Here is a 19,213-nt window from a genome sequence, read left to right as displayed (position 1 = left end):
AGAACACAAAGGGCAAAATAAGCTAGAACTTATCTGTTAAATCAGAAACACTGATGTTAAAATGCTAGAATTTAACCTTTTCATAAAAAAAATAAAGTAATATGAAATTTGCCATAATAACTCATGTCATTCATGGTAAAGTTTCTGAAAACTATTTTGGTTATGAGCCTTACATTCGTGAAATGAATTTATGGATTAAAAACGTTTCCGAAGTTTTAATCCTAGCACCACTTGATTCTAAACCCAAAACTCCTATTCAGGAATTTTATCAGCATAAAAAAATTTCCTTCGTTGCTGTTGCGAATTTTGACGTAACTAGTTTTAAAAAGTCAATAATTTCAATTATAGTAATACCAAAAATAGTTTGGAAAATTTATCAAACTATGAAAAAAGCAGATCACATTCATTTGCGTTGTCCCGGAAATATTGGACTCTTAGGCTGTATTGTTCAAACTCTTTTCCCATCCAAACCTAAAACCGCAAAGTACGCCGGTAATTGGGATTCAAAGTCACTTCAACCGTTAAGTTATCGTTTTCAAAAATGGATTTTAAGTAATACGTATTTGACTAAAAACATGCAGGTTTTGGTCTATGGCGAATGGGAAGATAGTACTAAAAATATTAAACCTTTTTTTACGGCAAGTTATTTTGAAAAAGATAAAATTGAAGTAAAGTCTAAATTATTTTCGGGAAAGATTTCCTTTATTTTTGTAGGAACACTTTCCAATGGTAAACAACCACTTTATTGTATTAAATTAATAGAACAACTATATATAAAAGGATATGATGTTCAATTATTGATTTATGGTGAAGGTAATGAAAGAACGGATTTGGAAAAATATATATCAGATAATAATTTGAAAGATATAGTAAAGTTAATGGGGAATCAAAAACAGGAAACGATTAAGGCAGCTTATCAAGAAAGTCATTTTGTAGTTTTACCTTCATTGAGTGAAGGTTGGCCAAAAGTAGTTGCCGAGGGAATGTTTTGGGGATGTTTACCCATAGCTTCAAAAGTTTCGTGTGTCCCAAATATGCTCGATAATGGAAACAGAGGATTACTCTTAGACTTGAAATTAAATAATGATGTAGAAAAAATTGAAGCTGTCCTTAACGATGGTATTTGGTATCAGGATAAAGTGATTAAAGCAATGAAGTGGTCAAGACAATTCACAATGGATGCTTTTGAAAAAGAAATTAAATTGCTGTTAGAATCATGAGAATAGCTCAAATTATAGATTCTTTGGAAATAGGTGGAGCCGAAAAAATGGCAGTGAATTATGCTAATGCACTTTCTGAAAGAGTAGAATTTTCTGGACTTGTTGCTACAAGAGCTGAAGGAAACTTAAAATCTCAGTTGAGTAATTCGGTTTCGTATCTTTTTCTGAATAAAAAAACAACACTTGATTGGGGTGCTGTTATTAGATTAAAAAAATATTGTAGAGACAATAACGTTAATTTTCTTCAACCGCATAGCAGTTCCTATTTTACTGCATTATTAGTAAAACTTATTTATCCAAAAGTTACTATTATTTGGCATGATCACAATGGTTTGAGTGAATTTATTAGTTCTGAAAAATCATTTGCATTAAAGATTGCCTCTTTTTTTTTCAAAGGTATCATTGTGGTAAATTACAAACTTAAGTCTTGGGCAGAAAAAGAGTTGAATTGTAAAAAAGTAATTTATTTACCCAATTTTACTTCAATTGAAACGTCTATTAGCAGTGAGACCCAATTGAAAGGTACAGTTGGAAAGCAAATTTTATGTTTGGCTAATTTACGGGATCAAAAAAATCACTTTTTTTTATTGGAAGTTGCTGAAAAACTAAAGAAATCTCATGATGAATGGACATTTCATTTAATAGGTAAAGATTTTGAAGATGTTTATTCAAAACAGTTAAGAAGATTAATCATAGATAAAAATTTGGAAAACCATGTATTTATTTATGGTTCTAAAAATGACATAAGTAATATCATACAACAAGCTGATATTGCTGTATTGACCTCAAAATCGGAAGGTTTGCCAATAGCATTGATTGAATATGGGTTGTCAAAGAAACCAGTAGTATCTACTAAAGTTGGTGAGATTCCATTAATTATCGAAGATGGGATAAATGGTTTTATGGTAGGCGTAGACGAAACAGATTTGTTTTATAAAAATCTATCAAAGCTTATTCATGATAAAGATTTAAGAACGCAATTAGGCAATTCGTTATATGAGACCATTAGTAATAATCATTCAGAAAAGGGAGTTATTACTAAATACTTAACGTGGGTTTTAAGTTTATAGATATGAAAGATAGCAAATATATTTTTTTGGTTGTAGCGCACATTTTAATTGGTATTCTCATATACTATTTTAGACCACTTTCAAAATTTTACGCTATTACAATATTTGCCCTCGGAATTTATTATGTCATGAAAAGCCGTAATAAAAATAATGAAGTTTTGTTTGTATCAGCCTATATTGTTGGAAGTGAGGTTTTCTTAAGGATGACTGGAGGTAATTTTCTTTATGAATATTCCAAATATAGTGTTATGATTTTAATGGTATTTGGAATGTACTACAGTGGATTTTCAAAAAATTCAGTACCTTATTGGATTTATTTAATTTTGTTGTTGCCGGGTGTTATTATAGCTACTGAAACTTTAAACTTCGATACAGATGTTAGAAAAGCAATAGCATTTAATATTTCAGGTCCAGCTTGTTTGGGTATCGCATCAATTTATTGTTATAACCGTAAAATTATGCTTTCTCAACTCAATAATATATTACTGACTTTGGGATTGCCTATTTTTTCTACAACAATTTATTTAATTTTATATACTCCTGATTTAAAAGAAATTTTAGTAGGTACAGGATCAACTAACGTAACTTCAGGTGGATTTGGGCCTAATCAGGTATCAACATTATTAGGTATCGGAATGTTTGTTTTTTTTTCTAGATTGCTTTTAGAATCAAAATCAAAACTGGTATTTATTGTTAATTTGATTATTTTATTTAATATTACTTACAGAGGTTTGGTAACTTTTTCCCGGGGCGGAATGTTAACAGGTGTTATTATTATATTAATTCTATTGATATATATCTATTTTAATTCAAAATCTCGGGGGAAGTATAATCTTTTTCGTCTTGTTGTTTTCATGTTATTAGCTTTTTTTGCCACTTGGTTATATACATCAAATCAAACGAGTGGTTTAATAGATAAGCGTTATGCAAATAAAGACTCAGCCGGAAGAGTCAAGGAAAGTAAATTTACCGGAAGAGAGGAAATATGGGATGGCGAAATCGATGATTTTCTTGACAATCCTATATTTGGAATTGGAGTTGCAAAAGCTATAGAGAATAGAAAAGAGAAGAATGGAGGGGTTATTATTGCTTCGCATAGTGAAATTTCACGAACACTTGCTGAACATGGAACAATGGGAATAATAGCATTACTAATTGTCTTTTTTACACCAATTTTCCTGTTTCTTGATAATAAACAACACATTTATATATTTTGTTTTTTGGTTTTTTGGCTACTTACAATAAATCATGCTGCTATGCGAATTGCGGCGCCAGCTTTTGTATATTCGTTATCATTATTAAAAGTAATTATAGATGAAGTACCTTCTATACGTAGGAAATAAGCTATCTAATCATGGATATACTTTTACTTCTATTGAAACATTAGGCGTGTTTCTTGAAAATGCAGGTTTTCATGTTTTTTATGCTTCTTCAAAAAAAAATAAAATAGCAAGAATGTTTGAAATGATTATTAAAACATTCAAGTATGCTAGAAAAGTGGATTATGTTTTAATAGATACGTATAGCACTAAAAACTTTTGGTATGCTTTTATTATTTCTCAATTATGTAGATTACTTAGAGTAAAATACATTCCAAAACTTCATGGAGGTAATTTGCCTGATAGAATCATTAAAAGTAAATTTTTCTCCGACTTAATCTTTAATAATGCTTATATTAATATAGCACCTTCTAATTATTTGTATGAATCTTTTAAAAAAAATGGATACACCAATATAAAATACATACCTAACACAATTGAAGTTAAGTTATATAAAGAATCAATAAAAAAATATGATGCCCCAAGATTATTATGGGTTAGATCATTTGTCAGTATATACAATCCACTAATGGCAGTTAAAGTGTACGTTAAAATACTACAATTATTTCCAGATGCCAAGATTTGTATGGTTGGTCCGGTAAAAGATGATAGTTTTTCAAAAATATTGAGATTTGTAAAAAACAATAATGTTGAAGTTCTTTTTACAGGTAAATTATCAAAGGAAGAGTGGATTGAATTATCAAAAGAATATAATATGTTCATAAATACAACCCATTTCGATAATACGCCTATTAGTGTGATTGAATCAATGGCATTGGGTTTACCTGTAATTTCTACAAATGTAGGAGGTATTCCGTATTTGTTAAAGCACGATTACAATGCGCTTTTAGTTAATGATAATGATGTAGAAGATATGACTAACCAAATTATCAGGTTAATGAAAGAACCAAAACTTTCGACCACTTTATCTGAAAACGGGAAACAATTAATCAAAAATTTTGATTGGGATATAGTAAAAAACCAATGGATAGAATTACTTATTTAGTGGGTAATATTTAGTAACTTGCAGCTCTAAAATATTCAAAAAAAACATGAATAAGCGTAAAGAAATTCACTTTGAAGTTTCAGAAAGAAAGATTCTTTTAAGAATTTTTGATATTGTTTCGGTACTACTGTCTTTATACTTGGTTGGAATAGTTTTTCAGTTTAATTATTTTAATATTTCTAAAAACAACTTTTATTGGACAATTGTCTTAGGAGTATATCTAAATTTTATTGGGTCTGTATTTGAAATGTATAATTTGCAAGTCGCCAGTAATCAATTTCAAGTTATAAAAAGCATTATTCTTACTTCTTCAATTACAGTTTTATTGTATTTATTAACCCCAATTTACACACCTCGATTACCTTCAAATAGACTCCAAATCCTTATTTTTTATATTGCAATTTTTATTGCATTATTTGTATGGAGAATGCTTTATGTTCAATTTTTTGCCTCAAATAGATTTTCAAAGAAAGTAATCTTAATTTGTGATAAAGAACAGTTAAAAGAATTGGTTAACGGACTTGAAAGTGCTGACCCTCATTACCGTGTTTTAGGTTTTGTAAATTCGGATAGTGCCAATACGCATACAAGCGATAATTTGAAAATAAAAAGTATTGACATCAATAATCTGGAGGGTTTTGTAAAGAATAATTCTATATCAGAAATTGTAATTGCCTCGCAAAAAACCGATGGTATAACCGTTAACCTCTATAACCAATTGATACATTTATTAGAAAATGGCTATATCATTAGAGAGTACACTCAGGTTTATGAAAATTTAGCGCAACGTATTCCAATGCAATATGTTTCACGCGATTTTTACCGTTATTTTCCCTTTAGCAGAAGCAATCAAAATCACTTTTATCTTATTGTCGTTAGACTTTTTGAAATCCTATTTTCGGTTATTGGATTACTAATAGCCGTCCTTGTTCTTCCGCTTATCTTCATTGGTAATCTTTTTGGAAACAGAGGCAATCTCCTATATACGCAAGAAAGAGTAGGAAAGAACGGTGTAGTTTTTAACATCGTCAAATTTAGAACGATGGTTAAAAATGCTGAAAAAGAAGGAGCTGTTTTTGCAACTACAAATGACAGTAGAATAACACCATTTGGTAAGATTTTGAGAAAATCAAGAATGGATGAACTTCCTCAGTTTATCAATATTTTAAAAGGTGATATGGCCGTTATTGGACCAAGACCTGAACGTCCAATTTTTGTAAATGAAATTGCAGAAGTGATGCCTTTTTATGAAACCCGTCATGTAATAAAACCTGGACTTACTGGTTGGGCACAAGTAAATTTCCCTTACGGAGAAACTATAGACGATAGTTTGATTAAACTTCAATACGATTTGTATTATATCAAGCACCGAAGTATTTTTCTAGATGTAAGTATTGTATTTAAAACCCTTGGTACCGTTTTACTTTACAAAGGACAATAATTTTAAAGGATTTCTTCCATTTATTTTTAACAAGATATACAAATTTGCTCCTATAAATGGTAACATTATTATTAAATGTGGCTTCGTTATCATAACTACACAATAAACCAATAGTAATAGCAATAATATGGGGACGATTTTTTTAATAAAATCATCTTTTGCAAAAGGAAATAAAATAAAAAGTGGATTAAATAATAAAGCATTGTAATTCCAAAGTATTTCCTGATGCTCAGAATAAAGACCAATCAGACAAAGTACAACGCCAAAAAATCCACAAAGAAAAAGGTAACTTTTATTAATAATTCTATTGTTTATTAATACTATAATTATAAGTAGTAAACAGATTAAGTAAATACTATTAAAGAAAGAAAATTTAGCTTGGATGGTTTTTCCTTGAACCACAATTTGCTTGTTTGAAACAATAGGTTTTCCATCAATAGTTGCTTTGTCTAAACTGTGTAACAATTCAAGAGGAAGAAATAGTTGTCGTGCTTTGTAATCAGTTTTCACTCCAAAAACAATATTGATTCCCAATTTGTACCAAAAATAATTCTCAAAATAAGGATATAAAAGAGAGCGATAACTTATTGATTTGTCGTCTACTTTGCTAATTTCTTGTTTTCCATACAATCCATTTATTTTTTCAGCAACCATAGTGGTACAATTTCGATCAATAAACTTATAGGTATAGTATCTTTCATCAGAAGATAATGATTTGTTTAGTGAATCAAATAGTTCTTGTTTTTTTATTAAAGGCAAACTTAATGTTTGTTCAATCACTTCTCTTTGATCCAATTTATATTCAAAAATAAAATCATCGTAGGAGGTTACATTCATATAATATTGTAAATCTCCTTTAACAAATTTTAAATAGAAATTTTCAGTCCGAAAATCAAAACAGCCATAATTATAAACTACGTCAAGAGCATTGATTGGGTCCTGAATTCGGAGCGCAGTATGTCCAAAAGTAGAATATAATTCTTCTCCTCTGTCACAAGTAAAAATGCTCACTTGAGCATTTTGTGAGAGTTTTTGATTTTGAGAAAAAATTCCAGTAGTGAATAAAAACAGGGAAAACAAAAGGAGTTTTTTGAACATAATTTTTATCTAAAAATACTTAAATCAACTTTTATAGAAAAAATATTTGAATATAAAGCCGCACTTTTATCGCCCAAATCAGTCAAGGCATAATCTACTTGAATGCCTTTATACTTGAATCCTAAGCCAATATTGGGTTGAAAATTTACCTTGCTTGAACCGTCTAATTGTTCCACATTTTGAAAATTTCCCACTCCGGCGCGTAAAAAAACCAAATCAGTATATCCAAATTCCAATCCCAAAGCTGGGTCTATACTTACCGCATCTGATGCAAAAACATCATTGGTTTGGGCAAACTGCATATTGAGGTTTACGGCAGCTAATAAAGTATAATCGGAATGAAAATCAAACTTTTTTGCAATGCCAAGTTGGGCTTTTGGTAACGTAATTTCGGTACTTTCCGGCGGTTCCTGATTTTGTCCGGCAACAGCATCTTTAATTTCATTGTACTTATCTTCATCAATAGCCCAAATGTTGTAAGTAGTTGTGATATCTCTCAACATTAATCCATAATGCCAATCATTGCTTTCATATTGTAATCCAATGTCAAAACCAAAACCCCAAGAACTGGCAAATTCGCCAATAACTCTTCGAATAATTTTGGCATTTACACCATATTGAAAACCTTCAAATAATGTTGGACGTCTTGCGTAGGAAAAGGTTAATCCATAATCGGCGGTTGAAAAAAGACTGATTCTATTGTAGTCAATGTTTCCTTCTGAATCAATAAGTTGAGTGGTATTTAAAATATCATCAACTCCAAATCGAATTAAAGAAACACCCCAAGCACTTCTATCATCTATTTTTTTGGCATAAGCACCAAAATCGTATTGTGCAATATTAGCAAAATAACTGGCATGCATCAAGGATGCTTCACTATCTTCAATTTTCAAAAGTCCAGCTGGGTTCCAATAGCCCGAATTCACATCGCCCGAAAAAGCAGTTACTGCATTGGACATTCCAAGAGATGCTGCATCTACGCCAATATTCATGAACTCATTCGAATATTTTCTAACCGATTGAGCATAAGTAATTAGGCTAATAAAAAGCACTAGAATAGCAATCTTTTTTTTCAAGGCAATTTTTCTTTTTACAAATATCAAATAAAAATCTCTATAACAAAACGCAGAAACCTTTAAGTTATTGTATTAAATTTGTATTTCTTTACAAATACTAAAAAGTTTCAGATGAATTTTAAAGCACAGATTCCCAATTTATTTACGATGTTAAATTTATTTAGTGGATGCGTGGCTGTGGTAATGGTAGCAGATTATAAATTTGAGTTTGCTTTTTATTTTGTATGTCTTGGGATTTTCTTTGATTTTTTTGATGGCTTTTTTGCTCGAAAATTTAATGTTTCCGGACCATTGGGAGTTCAATTGGATTCGCTTGCGGATATGGTAACTAGTGGAGTTGTTCCTGGATTTGTGATGTATCAAATGTTGAGGATGATACCTATTAATCCGACCAGTGAGCCTCATGATTTTGCTCAATACACTGCAAACGATATTAGTTTTAATTTAATTTTTTTGGGATTCATAATTACTTTGGGAGCCTGCTATCGTTTAGCAAAATTCAATATCGATAAACGACAAACAGATTCTTTTATTGGTTTGCCAACTCCTGCTAATGCCCTTTTTATTACTAGTTTACCATTAGTAATTTCTATGTATCCCAATGCCTTTTTTACGGAGTATTTATCAAATCAATGGGTTTTAATTGGATTGACATTGCTGAGTGCTTATATCATGAACGCAGAAATCCCGTTATTTTCATTAAAGATTAAGAATTTTAGTTTTGCCAGATACAAACTGCAGATTTCCTTTTTAGCACTTTCAGTTTTGCTGCTGATTTTCCTTCAGATTTTGGCAGTTCCACTAATAATTATTATGTATGTTTTGTTATCGGCTTTAAATAATCAATTTAAAATTACAGAGAAATAATTTATTTGTCATACGAATTCATACTTTTACAAAAATCTTAAACTTTACAAATGAAAAAAATTGCATGTTTATTTGCCTTTTCAACACTGTTATTAAATGGCTGTTCTTCTAGTGATTCTTCAAGCAATTCATCATCAGAACAATTGGTTAGAACCATGGTTATTGATGTTGCTAATCCCGCTGACGATGACTACAATTTACTGTTTACGTATTCGGGTAATAAATTGGTAAACGTAAAAGACTCAGGCGTATTGATTGACCAATATATTTATACTGGAGACAAGTTGACTAGAATAAATTATCCACAAGATAACACCTATATTTTAATTGAATATACAGGAGATCAAGTTACTAAATTTACTGAATTCGACCCTGATTTTGATTCAGCTATCAAAACTGTAGTAACATATTCAGGCAATACTTTTACTCGAACAGTATATGATGGTGATTTAACAAGTCAAACCACTTTGATTTCTACTGAAGTTTGTACCGTTCAAAATGGAAATGTAACGCAAGTGAGTCGTACTTCTTTTGGATTTACAAATACGGAAACCATTACTTACGACTCGAAAAATAATCCATTTAAAAACATAAGTAATTATGCGATATTTCAAGTGTTAGATCTAGAAATAGAAGGAAATCTTAATAATGAAACTGCCTCTAGTACTTCTGGTTATACTGTCAACTATACTTATACTGCGGATAATTATCCATTAACGGAGCTTAGTTATGATGGATCAGCTGTTTTAAAAGAATCAGTCACTTATACTTACAACTAAATTTAGTTATAGTTTCAATAAAAAAGCTTCCAATTTGGAAGCTTTTTTATTTTTAAAAATGTAATTTCTTTTTACGAAGCTCAAAGTTTTGCCCCAGATAGACTCGTCGCACCATTTCATCTTCTACTAATTCTTCTGGAATTCCAGCTTTTAGGATTCCACCTTCAAACATAAGGTATGTCTTATCAGTAATGGCTAACGTTTCTTGAACGTTGTGATCGGTAATCAAGATTCCGATATTTTTGTTTTTTAGCTGCGCTACAATTCGTTGAATATCCTCCACGGCAACTGGGTCAACTCCTGCAAAAGGTTCGTCCAAAAGAATGAATTTCGGATCAGTCGCTAAGGCACGCGCAATTTCGGTTCTACGACGTTCTCCACCCGAAAGTAAATCGCCACGGTTGGTTCTAATGTGTTCTAATCCAAATTCAGCAATCAAGCTTTCCATTTTAGCAATTTGTTCTTCTTTGGTATGTTTTGTAAGTTGTAAAACGCTCAAAATATTATCCTCAATACTCAATTTTCTAAAAACAGAAGCCTCTTGCGCTAAATAGCCAATACCATATTGGGCACGCTTGTACATTGGAAATTCAGTAATATCAGTATCATCTAAATAAATTTTTCCTGAATTTGGTTTTACCAATCCCACAATCATGTAGAAAGAAGTCGTTTTTCCTGCACCGTTTGGGCCTAATAAACCCACGATTTCCCCTTGATTAACTTCTACAGAAATACCTTTTACAACACTTCTGCCTTTATAGGTTTTGACTAAATTTTCGGCTCTTAATTTCATTTTGTTACGTTGCTAAGTGGCAAATTTACTGAGTTACTGAGTTTTTTTTTATCGTTTTAACTATAATTTTGCAAACTGATTACTAAATACTGATTACTGACCACTTTTTTCTAACGCTTCCCAAAACTCATAAGCTCTTCTCAAATGTGGAATTACAATAGTTCCGCCAACTAAAGTAGCAATACCCATAGCTTCCATCATTTCTTCCTTAGTAATTCCTTCTTTATGGCTTGTTTCTAAGTGATATTTAATGCAATCATCACAACGCAAGACTGTTGATGCCACTAATCCAAGAAGCTCTTTCGTTTTAATATCTAGCGCGCCTTCTGCATAAGCATTGGTATCTAGATTAAAAATTCGTTTCACAATTTTATTATTATCAGCCAATAATTTTTCGTTCATTTTTGAACGATACTCATTAAATTCTTCAACTAATTTGCTCATCTTTCATTTTTTTATTTTCTACAAAAACGGATATCCAAATACTGGCTTCGTAAATTAATAGCATCGGAATCGCTACGGTTATTTGACTAACCACGTCAGGTGGTGTAACTATTGCAGCAATTATTAATAAAATTAATATAGCATATTTTCTATATTTTCTGAGGAAATTAGGTCCAACTAATCCAAGTTTAGTTAAGAAATAAATAATTACAGGTAATTCAAAAAATAATCCAGCTGCTATTACTGATGTTTTTATCATTCCAATATAGGAGTCTAAGTTAAATTCGTTTTTTACCACACTACTTACGGAGAATGTCGCCACAAAATTGATAGAAAGTGGCACAATTATAAAGTAGCCAAAAATTACCCCAAGAAAAAACAATAAAGAAGAAATCACAATAAATCCTAAAGCGTTTTTCTTTTCTTTTTCATACAAAGCCGGACTGATAAATTTCCATAATTCATACAATATGTAGGGGAAAGCTAAAATGAAACCAGCCGTTATACAAGTCCAAATAAAAGTGTTTATTTGTCCTTCCATCGATGTGTTTTGAATAATAAAAGGAAGTTCTTTTACGCAAATATCTCCAGTGATGCCAATCGTTTGAGCTAATTCACAAAAAAAGCGATAGGTTATAAAATTTGGATCTGTTGGGCCAAAAATGATGTTGTCAAAAATAAATCCACTAAAAAAATATGTTACAAATGCCATTAAAATAATTGCAACCGAACTTCGAACCAATAACCATCTTAAATCTTCAAGATGATGTAAAAAAGACATTTCATTCACATTCTTTTTCTTCGCCATTATACGATTCCTTCTTTTAAAATGTCATGCAAATGTATAACTCCTTTATAGGCTCCGTTATCAACAACGACTAATTGTGTAATTGAAAAATCTTCTAAAATGTTTAAGGCATCACTTACCAATTCGGTAGATTTTATGGTTTTTGGGTTTACAGTCATGATGTCTTTTGCGGTCAATCCTGAAATATTTTCTGTTTTATTTAGCATTCTTCTAATATCACCATCTGTAATTATTCCGATAACTTTTTCGTTTTCTACTACAGCTGTAACTCCAAGACGCTTTTCAGATATTTCAACGATAACTTTTTTAATGGTTGAATCTGGTGCTACAATAGGTTTGTGAGTCATATCAAGCATGTCCTTAACACGGAGCAATAGTTTTTTACCTAAAGCACCGCCCGGATGGTATTTGGCAAAATCTTCGGCAGTGAAGTTTTTCATTTCCATCAGGCAAACAGCAATAGCATCACCCATTACTAATTGAGCTGTTGTACTATTGGTTGGCGCTAAATTAATTGGACAAGCTTCTGATTCTACATACGTATTTAATACATAATCGGCTTCTTTTCCTAAAAATGAAGTTGTGTTTCCGGTAATTGCAATGAGTTTATTACCGAATCTTTTTAACAAGGGAACCAACACTTTAATCTCAGGACTATTCCCGCTTTTTGAAATACAAATAACGGTATCTCCTGGCTGAACCATTCCTAAATCGCCATGAATAGCTTCTGAAGCATGCAGAAATAAGGAAGGCGTTCCTGTTGAATTTAATGTTGCTACAATTTTTTGGGCAATAATGGCGCTTTTGCCTATTCCAGTTACGACCAAACGACCACTTGAATTAAGTATAATTTCGATAGTTTTTACAAAGTTATCATCTAAAAGCGAAACCAGTTTTGCAATAGACTCACTTTCAGATAAAATTGTTTTTTGGGCAGAAGCTAAAATGGTATCTTTATGTATCAAAATTGTAGTAATATAAAATTTGTATGTATGAAAGAAAGTCTTATCTTTATGTTTGCAAATTTATGTAAAAATACCATTAACAAAGAATGAATTTAAACGAAATTGACATACACAAGGAATTAAAAAAGTATTTTGGTTTCAACCAATTTAAAGGATTGCAAGAACAAGTTATTAAAAGTATTATTAATCAAAATAATACTTTTGTTATTATGCCTACTGGTGGCGGAAAATCTTTATGCTACCAATTGCCTGCTCTGATTCAAGAAGGAACTGCTATTGTAGTTTCTCCTCTAATTGCTTTAATGAAAAATCAAGTAGATGCTATTAGAAGTCTTTCTTCAGAAAATGGCATTGCCCATGTATTAAATTCGTCATTAACGAAAACCGAAATAAATCAAGTTAAAAAAGATATTACTTCGGGAATTACGAAGTTATTATATGTTGCTCCAGAATCTTTAACCAAGGAAGAATATGTCGAGTTTCTTCAAAGTGTGAAAATATCTTTTGTAGCAATCGATGAAGCACACTGCATTTCAGAATGGGGACACGATTTTAGACCTGAATATCGAAATTTGAAAGCCATAATAAAATTAATTGGAGATGTTCCTGTAATCGGATTGACAGCAACTGCGACACCAAAAGTACAGGAAGATATTCTAAAAAACTTAGATATGTCTGATGCTACAACTTTCAAAGCATCGTTCAATCGTCCTAATCTTTTTTATGAAATACGTACCAAAACAAAAAACATTGAATCGGATATTATTCGTTTCATCAAACAAAACAAAGGAAAGTCGGGAATCATTTATTGTCTGAGCCGCAAAAAGGTTGAAGAAATCGCTGAAGTACTTCAAGTTAATGGTATTAGTGCCGTTCCTTACCACGCAGGTTTAGATGCTAAAACCCGAGCTAAACACCAAGATATGTTTTTGATGGAAGATGTTGATGTGGTAGTGGCTACTATTGCTTTCGGAATGGGAATAGATAAACCCGATGTTCGTTTTGTAATTCATCACGATATTCCAAAATCATTGGAAAGTTATTATCAAGAGACTGGAAGAGGTGGTCGTGATGGAGGTGAAGGATATTGCTTGGCGTATTATTCTTATAAAGATGTAGAAAAGTTAGAAAAATTCATGTCAGGAAAACCAGTAGCAGAACAAGAAATTGGTTTTGCATTACTGCAAGAAGTGGTAGCTTATGCCGAAACTTCGATGTCTCGACGTAAATTTTTATTACATTATTTTGGAGAAGAATTTGATAGTGAAACGGGTGAAGGTGCCGATATGGACGACAATGTTCGCAATCCAAAAACCAAAGTAGAAGCTAAAAATCAAGTTAAGCTACTTTTAGAAGTCGTTCGAGATACCAAGTATTTATACAAATCAAAAGAAATCTGCTATACGCTTATCGGACGAGTAAACGCCATGATTAAAGCGCACAGAACAGATTCGCAAACTTTTTTTGGAGCTGGAAAAGAATTTGAAGAACGTTATTGGATGGCATTGATTCGTCAGGTATTGGTTGACGGACTTTTAACAAAAGATATAGAAACCTATGGAATTTTAAAAGTCTCCGACAAAGGTCATGATTTCATCAAAAATCCAAGATCGTTTATGATGTCTGAAGATCACGAATACAATGAAGCCGAAGATGATGCTATTGTAACTGCTGCAAAATCTACAGGTACGGCAGATGAGGCATTAATGAGTATGCTTCGTGATTTACGTAAAAAAGTAGCAAAGAAATTAGGGGTTCCACCATTTGTGGTTTTTCAAGATCCATCGTTAGAAGATATGGCTCTGAAATATCCTATAACTAGTGACGAATTAAGTAACGTTCACGGCGTTGGCGAAGGGAAGGCCAAAAAATATGGAAACGAATTTATTGAACTTATTGCACGTTATGTAGAAGATAATGATATTATTAGACCAGATGATTTAGTAGTTAAATCAACGGGAGCAAATTCTGCCAATAAGTTGTATATCATTCAAAATATAGATCGGAAATTATCGCTCGAAGATATTGCCAAAGCCAAAGGAATGAAAATGGATGATTTGCTAAAAGAAATGGAGCAAATAGTCTATTCGGGAACCAAATTAAACATAAAATATTGGGTAGATGAAATGCTAGATGATGAACAGCAAGAAGAGATTCACGATTATTTTATGGATTCGGAAACCGATAATATTGAAAGGGCATTGAAGGAATTCGATGGCGATTACGATATCGAAGAATTGCGATTAATGCGAATAAAATTTATAAGTGAAGTGGCGAATTAAATGAAAGGTTATTTTACTTTTTTTACTTGTTTGTTTTTTTCAGTGAAGTTATTGGCTACAGCTCAAGTACCTGATTATCTCATAACTGAAAAAGATACCGTAAAGCTACACTCAAATCCATTAGAAATCTATTTTAAAGTTCACCCATTACCAGATAATTTAATTACATCAATTTCATCAGGAAACTGGCGAGGATATATTGCATACTTCAAATTTAAAGATAACAAATTAGTAGTTGAAAATATTTATAAAGAGTTTTATCCGGAAAAAAAAGCAGATTTACATGCGTATTCTTTAGTCTCTATCTACAAGGATGTTTTTGGTGAGATTCAAAATTTTCCTTGCGATTTTTATAACGGTTTATTGATTTGTCCTTATGGTAAACAACTGCAATATGTTCATATGGGATATAGTTCTGTTTATGAATATTATAGATTGTTTGAAATCCGGTCTGGAATACAAATTAAATCAAAGGATTTATTTGGCGATGAATTTTATAAATTCAAAAAAGATTACTTTAGTTACTTTAAAACTACAGAGGAGTATAAGCAAAAAGCAGAAGAGTTTAGAAAAATTACCAGCGATATGGAGTTAAATTTTGTTGATGCTTTTTCTGAAAAAAAGAATAAAAAGAATAAAAAGAATAAAAAAGAAAATAAATATTTAAAGCAAAAAGAAGCTGAGTTTAGAGCAGAAAAAGAATTAGACTCTTTTATGTTTTTGTTTTTAGATGAGTATGTTAAAACAATAGATATTCCAAATAAACAATAATTATGAAAAAAGTATTTTTAGGTTTTTTATTAGTGTTTTCAGTTTTTTTGTTTTCCAGTTTTTTATTTATTAATAAAGAGCATGATAAGCAGTTAGTAGGCATATGGAAAGGTTTTGAAAAAGACAGAGAAACTGATGGTGTCGAAAAACATTGGATATTACATCGCTATGAAAATGGCAAATATGTTATTATGTTTACCTCAAAACAAGGTTGCGAAATTGAGACTTTATTTGAAAAAGGAGAATGGTGGACAAAAGACGGAAAGTTTTATGAAAAAAATGAAGTTAACAACATTGCAGATGTATACAATTATGAAGTAAAAGAAAAAATTGTGGTTGACTATAAAAGTATTGAGCTTAATGGTGAAAAGAATTCGACCTACTTTTTTACGGATTATAAAATCGATTTAGATTAATCAAATAATTCACCACGATGCGGTTTCAAAGCATCACGAACTGGTATCATATGGTCATCGGTCACAACCATAAACGCTATGGCATGCAGTTCGTTTTTTATCTCAAATCCAGTAATGTTTATTGGAAATTTTTCTATTGCAATATATTCTTTTAAATGAATTTCATGATGTTCGGCCGTTTTAGCCGAAGCTTCTCCTCTAAAATCCCAAATTAGTTTTATTTGTCTCGACATTATCTTCTTTTGACTTTTGTAAAGTTACAAAACTACAATAACAATTTTCAAATTACTATTTTTGTCAAAAATCAATTCATGCCACAAGAACTCCAACTTAAAGTTTCACCCCAAATAGCAGCTAATGAAAATTTGCTCTATGAATATGTGGCAAAAACAGTGCGGGTTTCAACTAAATTGGTTCAAAAAGTTGTAATTCTAAAACGTTCTATCGATGCGCGCCAAAAAGCGATTAAAGTCAATCTTAAAGTTTTGGTCTATCTTATAGATGAACAATATACTGAACACAAAATCGAACTTCCAAACTATCAAAATGTCTCCAACAAACAGGAAGTTATTATCATTGGTGCTGGTCCAGCCGGACTTTTTGCCGCTTTACAATTAATAGAATTGGGACTAAAACCCATCGTTATCGAACGCGGAAAAGACGTTCGTGGTCGTCGTCGCGATTTAAAAGCGATTAATGTGGATCATATTGTAAATGAAGATTCCAATTATTGTTTTGGCGAAGGCGGAGCTGGAACCTATTCTGACGGAAAGTTATACACGCGTTCCAAAAAACGTGGCGATGTGGATAGAATTCTACAACTTTTAGTTGGGTTCGGTGCCACGTCCGATATCTTAGTAGAAGCGCATCCGCACATTGGTACCAATAAATTGCCTCAAATTATTCAAGATATTCGAAAGAAGATTATTGAGTGTGGCGGACAAGTTCTGTTTGAAACGAGAGTGACCGATTTTATCATTAAGAACAATGAAATTCAGGGAGTCAGTACTCAAAATGGAAATTCGATTTTAGCCAATAAAGTTATTCTTGCCACAGGACATTCCGCTCGGGACATTTTTGAATTATTAGACCGAAAAAAGATTTTTATCGAAGCCAAACCCTTTGCAATAGGTGTTCGTGCAGAACATCCACAGGAATTGATTGATAAAATTCAGTACAGTTGCGATTTTCGTGGAGACTATCTGCCGCCAGCGCCATATTCGATTGTAAAACAAGTCAATGGTCGCGGTATGTATTCTTTTTGTATGTGTCCCGGTGGTGTAATCGCGCCTTGTGCTACCAGTCCAGGTGAAGTAGTTACTAATGGTTGGTCGCCATCCAAACGTGATCAAGCAACAGCCAATTCCGGAATTGTAGTCGAATTAAAACTAGAAGACTTCAAGCCATTTGCCAAATTTGGGGCGCTAGCCGGAATGGAATTTCAGAAAAGCATCGAACAAAAAGCGTGGCTTCTTGCTGGAAGTACCCAAAAAGTTCCCGCCCAACGAATGATTGATTTTACTCAAAGTAAAGTGTCAGCATCCATTCCAAAAACGTCTTATGTTCCCGGAACCACTTCGGTAGAAATGGGACAAGTGTTTCCTGGTTTTTTAACCCAAATTATGCGCGAAGGATTTACTGAATTTGGGAAAGCCATGCGCGGCTATATGACCAATGATGCTATTCTTCATGCACCCGAAAGTAGAACATCGTCACCCGTTAGAATTCCTCGTGATAACGAAACTTTGGAACACCCACAAATAAAAGGATTGTATCCTTGTGGCGAAGGTGCTGGCTTTGCTGGTGGTATTATTTCGGCTGCTATTGATGGCGAAAAGTGTGCGTTGAAGATTGCGGAAGTGTTAAAATAAAATAGTTCCTTGTTTTACTTTTCTATTTTGTCAATCAAATTATGAATTTTTAATAAAGCAACCCCAAAAACAACAGCTGTTACAATGAGCACAATGTTCATTATTCCTTCGGTGCTGAATGATAATTTTATCAATATCGTAGAAATAATAAAGCCCGAATTTCGGATGACAATGTTGAATTTGTCTGAATGTAAAAAAGAAAATAACAACAGCAGTACATCAACAAGAATGAGTATGGTAAAGAAATCGTCGAAGAATATTTTGTTGATGTCTTTTATATCAGTAACAATTTTGCTGAATGAAAAGAAACTTTCATAAAACCAATGACCCAAACTGAATACTGACAAAACAAGGAAAACAGGAACCAAACAAGTAGCTATTGCTTTTTTTAAAGATATGAATTTTGAAATCGCAGGTGTCATAATTTCTGCTTTTTCAACTTTGCTGTTTTTTACCAATTTGTAATAGATATAAATCAAGAAAAATAGAAGTACAATTGCCAACAGGTCAGCTGTGAATAAAAGATCATTCTTTATAGAAAACCAATTTAACGAAACTTCCAAATTAGATAAATCTTTAAATATCCTTCTGATTACAATTAAAGAAATAATTTCATACTGTTTGCCAATATATATTGAAGTTGACTTTGGTAAATAATATAATAATAAGTATACTTCATAAATAAGTATAAATGAAAATGGTGTATAAATAGCAGAAATTGGATTACTCAATAATTTTGAATGATCAGTCACCGTGATAAAATCTAAATTTACTAAGCCAATTAAAAGTAAATGCAAAATAAAACTCAAAATAGCTATATATACTATAATGACTTCACTTTTTTCTTTTACTTTTTCAGATAAGAATGAATTATAAAAAGATGCTACTACTTTGTTCAACAGTTCAGTTTTTTGTTTAATTAAAATTAAAAAAAAATAAACAATATTCTTTAATTTTAATTTGTAAATTTACGTTTGATTTGGTTTT

19 protein-coding genes are annotated in these 19,213 nt (G+C 31.7%); 11 read left to right on the top strand and 8 right to left on the bottom strand.

The genetic code is table 11. From position 1 onward, the window contains the following. The first annotated feature begins 101 nt into the window (after positions 1-101). The 5 genes from ACIQ2L_RS05735 to ACIQ2L_RS05715 are packed head-to-tail and all read left to right on the top strand — an operon-like array spanning position 102 to position 6,056. On the top strand, positions 102-1,220 hold the full coding sequence (locus ACIQ2L_RS05735; protein ID WP_396157163.1) for a glycosyltransferase: 1,119 nt from the start codon (positions 102-104) through the stop codon (positions 1,218-1,220). Next, positions 1,217-2,290: a glycosyltransferase gene (locus tag ACIQ2L_RS05730; RefSeq protein WP_396157161.1), complete on the top strand. Its 1,074-nt coding sequence runs from the start codon at positions 1,217-1,219 to the stop codon at positions 2,288-2,290. Before ACIQ2L_RS05735 ends, ACIQ2L_RS05730 begins: the two co-directional genes overlap by 4 nt. 2 nt (positions 2,291-2,292) lie before the next feature. Then, positions 2,293-3,633 (top strand): O-antigen ligase family protein, encoded by a 1,341-nt coding sequence (locus ACIQ2L_RS05725; protein ID WP_396157160.1) that lies wholly within the window; start codon positions 2,293-2,295, stop codon positions 3,631-3,633. Further along, the gene (locus tag ACIQ2L_RS05720; protein WP_396157159.1) at positions 3,605-4,615 is read left to right on the top strand and encodes a glycosyltransferase family 4 protein; all 1,011 of its coding nucleotides are present in this window, start codon (positions 3,605-3,607) and stop codon (positions 4,613-4,615) included. The genes ACIQ2L_RS05725 and ACIQ2L_RS05720 overlap by 29 nt, the downstream gene beginning before the upstream one ends. Positions 4,616-4,661: 46 nt before the next feature. Continuing rightward, the gene (locus tag ACIQ2L_RS05715; RefSeq protein WP_396157157.1) at positions 4,662-6,056 is read left to right on the top strand and encodes an exopolysaccharide biosynthesis polyprenyl glycosylphosphotransferase; all 1,395 of its coding nucleotides are present in this window, start codon (positions 4,662-4,664) and stop codon (positions 6,054-6,056) included. On the opposite strand, the gene ACIQ2L_RS05710 is transcribed toward ACIQ2L_RS05715, so the two are convergent. Then, positions 6,036-7,154 (bottom strand): DUF4105 domain-containing protein, encoded by a 1,119-nt coding sequence (locus tag ACIQ2L_RS05710; RefSeq protein WP_396157156.1) that lies wholly within the window; start codon positions 7,152-7,154, stop codon positions 6,036-6,038. The two genes, ACIQ2L_RS05715 and ACIQ2L_RS05710, sit on opposite strands and share 21 nt — an antisense overlap. A gap of 5 nt (positions 7,155-7,159) precedes the next feature. Further along, positions 7,160-8,146, bottom strand: a complete 987-nt coding sequence (locus ACIQ2L_RS05705; protein WP_396157247.1) for a PorV/PorQ family protein — start codon at positions 8,144-8,146, stop codon at positions 7,160-7,162. Between the two features lie 195 nt (positions 8,147-8,341). Here ACIQ2L_RS05705 and ACIQ2L_RS05700 point away from each other — a divergent pair, with 195 nt between their 5' ends. Beyond that, complete coding sequence (locus ACIQ2L_RS05700; RefSeq protein ID WP_396157155.1) at positions 8,342-9,097, top strand: CDP-alcohol phosphatidyltransferase family protein; 756 nt, start codon at positions 8,342-8,344, stop codon at positions 9,095-9,097. Positions 9,098-9,147: 50 nt separating this feature from the next. Beyond that, positions 9,148-9,876, top strand: a complete 729-nt coding sequence (locus tag ACIQ2L_RS05695; RefSeq protein WP_396157154.1) for a hypothetical protein — start codon at positions 9,148-9,150, stop codon at positions 9,874-9,876. 52 nt (positions 9,877-9,928) lie between these two features. Here the strand turns inward: ACIQ2L_RS05695 and lptB are convergent, their stop codons facing one another. The 4 genes from lptB to ACIQ2L_RS05675 all read right to left on the bottom strand — a co-directional run bounded on the left by lptB (position 9,929) and on the right by ACIQ2L_RS05675 (position 12,886). Continuing rightward, positions 9,929-10,669 (bottom strand): LPS export ABC transporter ATP-binding protein, encoded by a 741-nt coding sequence (gene lptB / locus ACIQ2L_RS05690; protein WP_396157152.1) that lies wholly within the window; start codon positions 10,667-10,669, stop codon positions 9,929-9,931. Positions 10,670-10,762: 93 nt separating this feature from the next. Continuing rightward, positions 10,763-11,113 (bottom strand): carboxymuconolactone decarboxylase family protein, encoded by a 351-nt coding sequence (locus tag ACIQ2L_RS05685; RefSeq protein ID WP_396157151.1) that lies wholly within the window; start codon positions 11,111-11,113, stop codon positions 10,763-10,765. Continuing rightward, positions 11,097-11,921 carry a twin-arginine translocase subunit TatC gene (tatC, locus tag ACIQ2L_RS05680; protein ID WP_396157150.1) on the bottom strand — a complete coding sequence of 275 codons (825 nt, stop codon included), beginning with the start codon at positions 11,919-11,921 and terminating at the stop codon, positions 11,097-11,099. Before tatC ends, ACIQ2L_RS05685 begins: the two co-directional genes overlap by 17 nt. After that, a complete protein-coding gene (locus ACIQ2L_RS05675; protein WP_396157149.1) occupies positions 11,921-12,886 on the bottom strand; it encodes an SIS domain-containing protein in 966 nt (321 codons plus the stop codon). Before ACIQ2L_RS05675 ends, tatC begins: the two co-directional genes overlap by 1 nt. 86 nt (positions 12,887-12,972) lie before the next feature. Between ACIQ2L_RS05675 and recQ the strand changes: the two genes are divergently transcribed. The 3 genes from recQ to ACIQ2L_RS05660 are packed head-to-tail and all read left to right on the top strand — an operon-like array spanning position 12,973 to position 16,355. Continuing rightward, the gene (recQ, locus tag ACIQ2L_RS05670; RefSeq protein WP_396157148.1) at positions 12,973-15,168 is read left to right on the top strand and encodes a DNA helicase RecQ; all 2,196 of its coding nucleotides are present in this window, start codon (positions 12,973-12,975) and stop codon (positions 15,166-15,168) included. Continuing rightward, a complete protein-coding gene (locus tag ACIQ2L_RS05665) occupies positions 15,169-15,939 on the top strand; it encodes a hypothetical protein (protein WP_396157147.1) in 771 nt (256 codons plus the stop codon). Between the two features lie 2 nt (positions 15,940-15,941). Further along, positions 15,942-16,355 carry a hypothetical protein gene (locus ACIQ2L_RS05660; protein ID WP_396157146.1) on the top strand — a complete coding sequence of 138 codons (414 nt, stop codon included), beginning with the start codon at positions 15,942-15,944 and terminating at the stop codon, positions 16,353-16,355. Here the strand turns inward: ACIQ2L_RS05660 and ACIQ2L_RS05655 are convergent. Then, positions 16,352-16,588, bottom strand: a complete 237-nt coding sequence (locus ACIQ2L_RS05655; protein ID WP_396157145.1) for a hypothetical protein — start codon at positions 16,586-16,588, stop codon at positions 16,352-16,354. The two genes, ACIQ2L_RS05660 and ACIQ2L_RS05655, sit on opposite strands and share 4 nt — an antisense overlap. Before the next feature lie 78 nt (positions 16,589-16,666). Here ACIQ2L_RS05655 and ACIQ2L_RS05650 point away from each other — a divergent pair, with 78 nt between their 5' ends. Further along, positions 16,667-18,226: an NAD(P)/FAD-dependent oxidoreductase gene (locus ACIQ2L_RS05650; protein WP_396157144.1), complete on the top strand. Its 1,560-nt coding sequence runs from the start codon at positions 16,667-16,669 to the stop codon at positions 18,224-18,226. 14 nt (positions 18,227-18,240) lie between these two features. Here ACIQ2L_RS05650 and ACIQ2L_RS05645 read toward each other — a convergent pair whose 3' ends face one another. Next, positions 18,241-19,125 carry a hypothetical protein gene (locus ACIQ2L_RS05645; protein WP_396157143.1) on the bottom strand — a complete coding sequence of 295 codons (885 nt, stop codon included), beginning with the start codon at positions 19,123-19,125 and terminating at the stop codon, positions 18,241-18,243. Between the last annotated feature and the right edge of the window lie 88 nt (positions 19,126-19,213).

It is taken from the genome of Flavobacterium sp., assembly GCF_044369455.1.
In the GTDB taxonomy this organism is placed as follows: Bacteria; Bacteroidota; Bacteroidia; order Flavobacteriales; family Flavobacteriaceae; genus Flavobacterium.
Note: the sequence above shows the minus strand (reverse complement) of the source record. Positions and strands in the feature narration are given on the sequence as shown.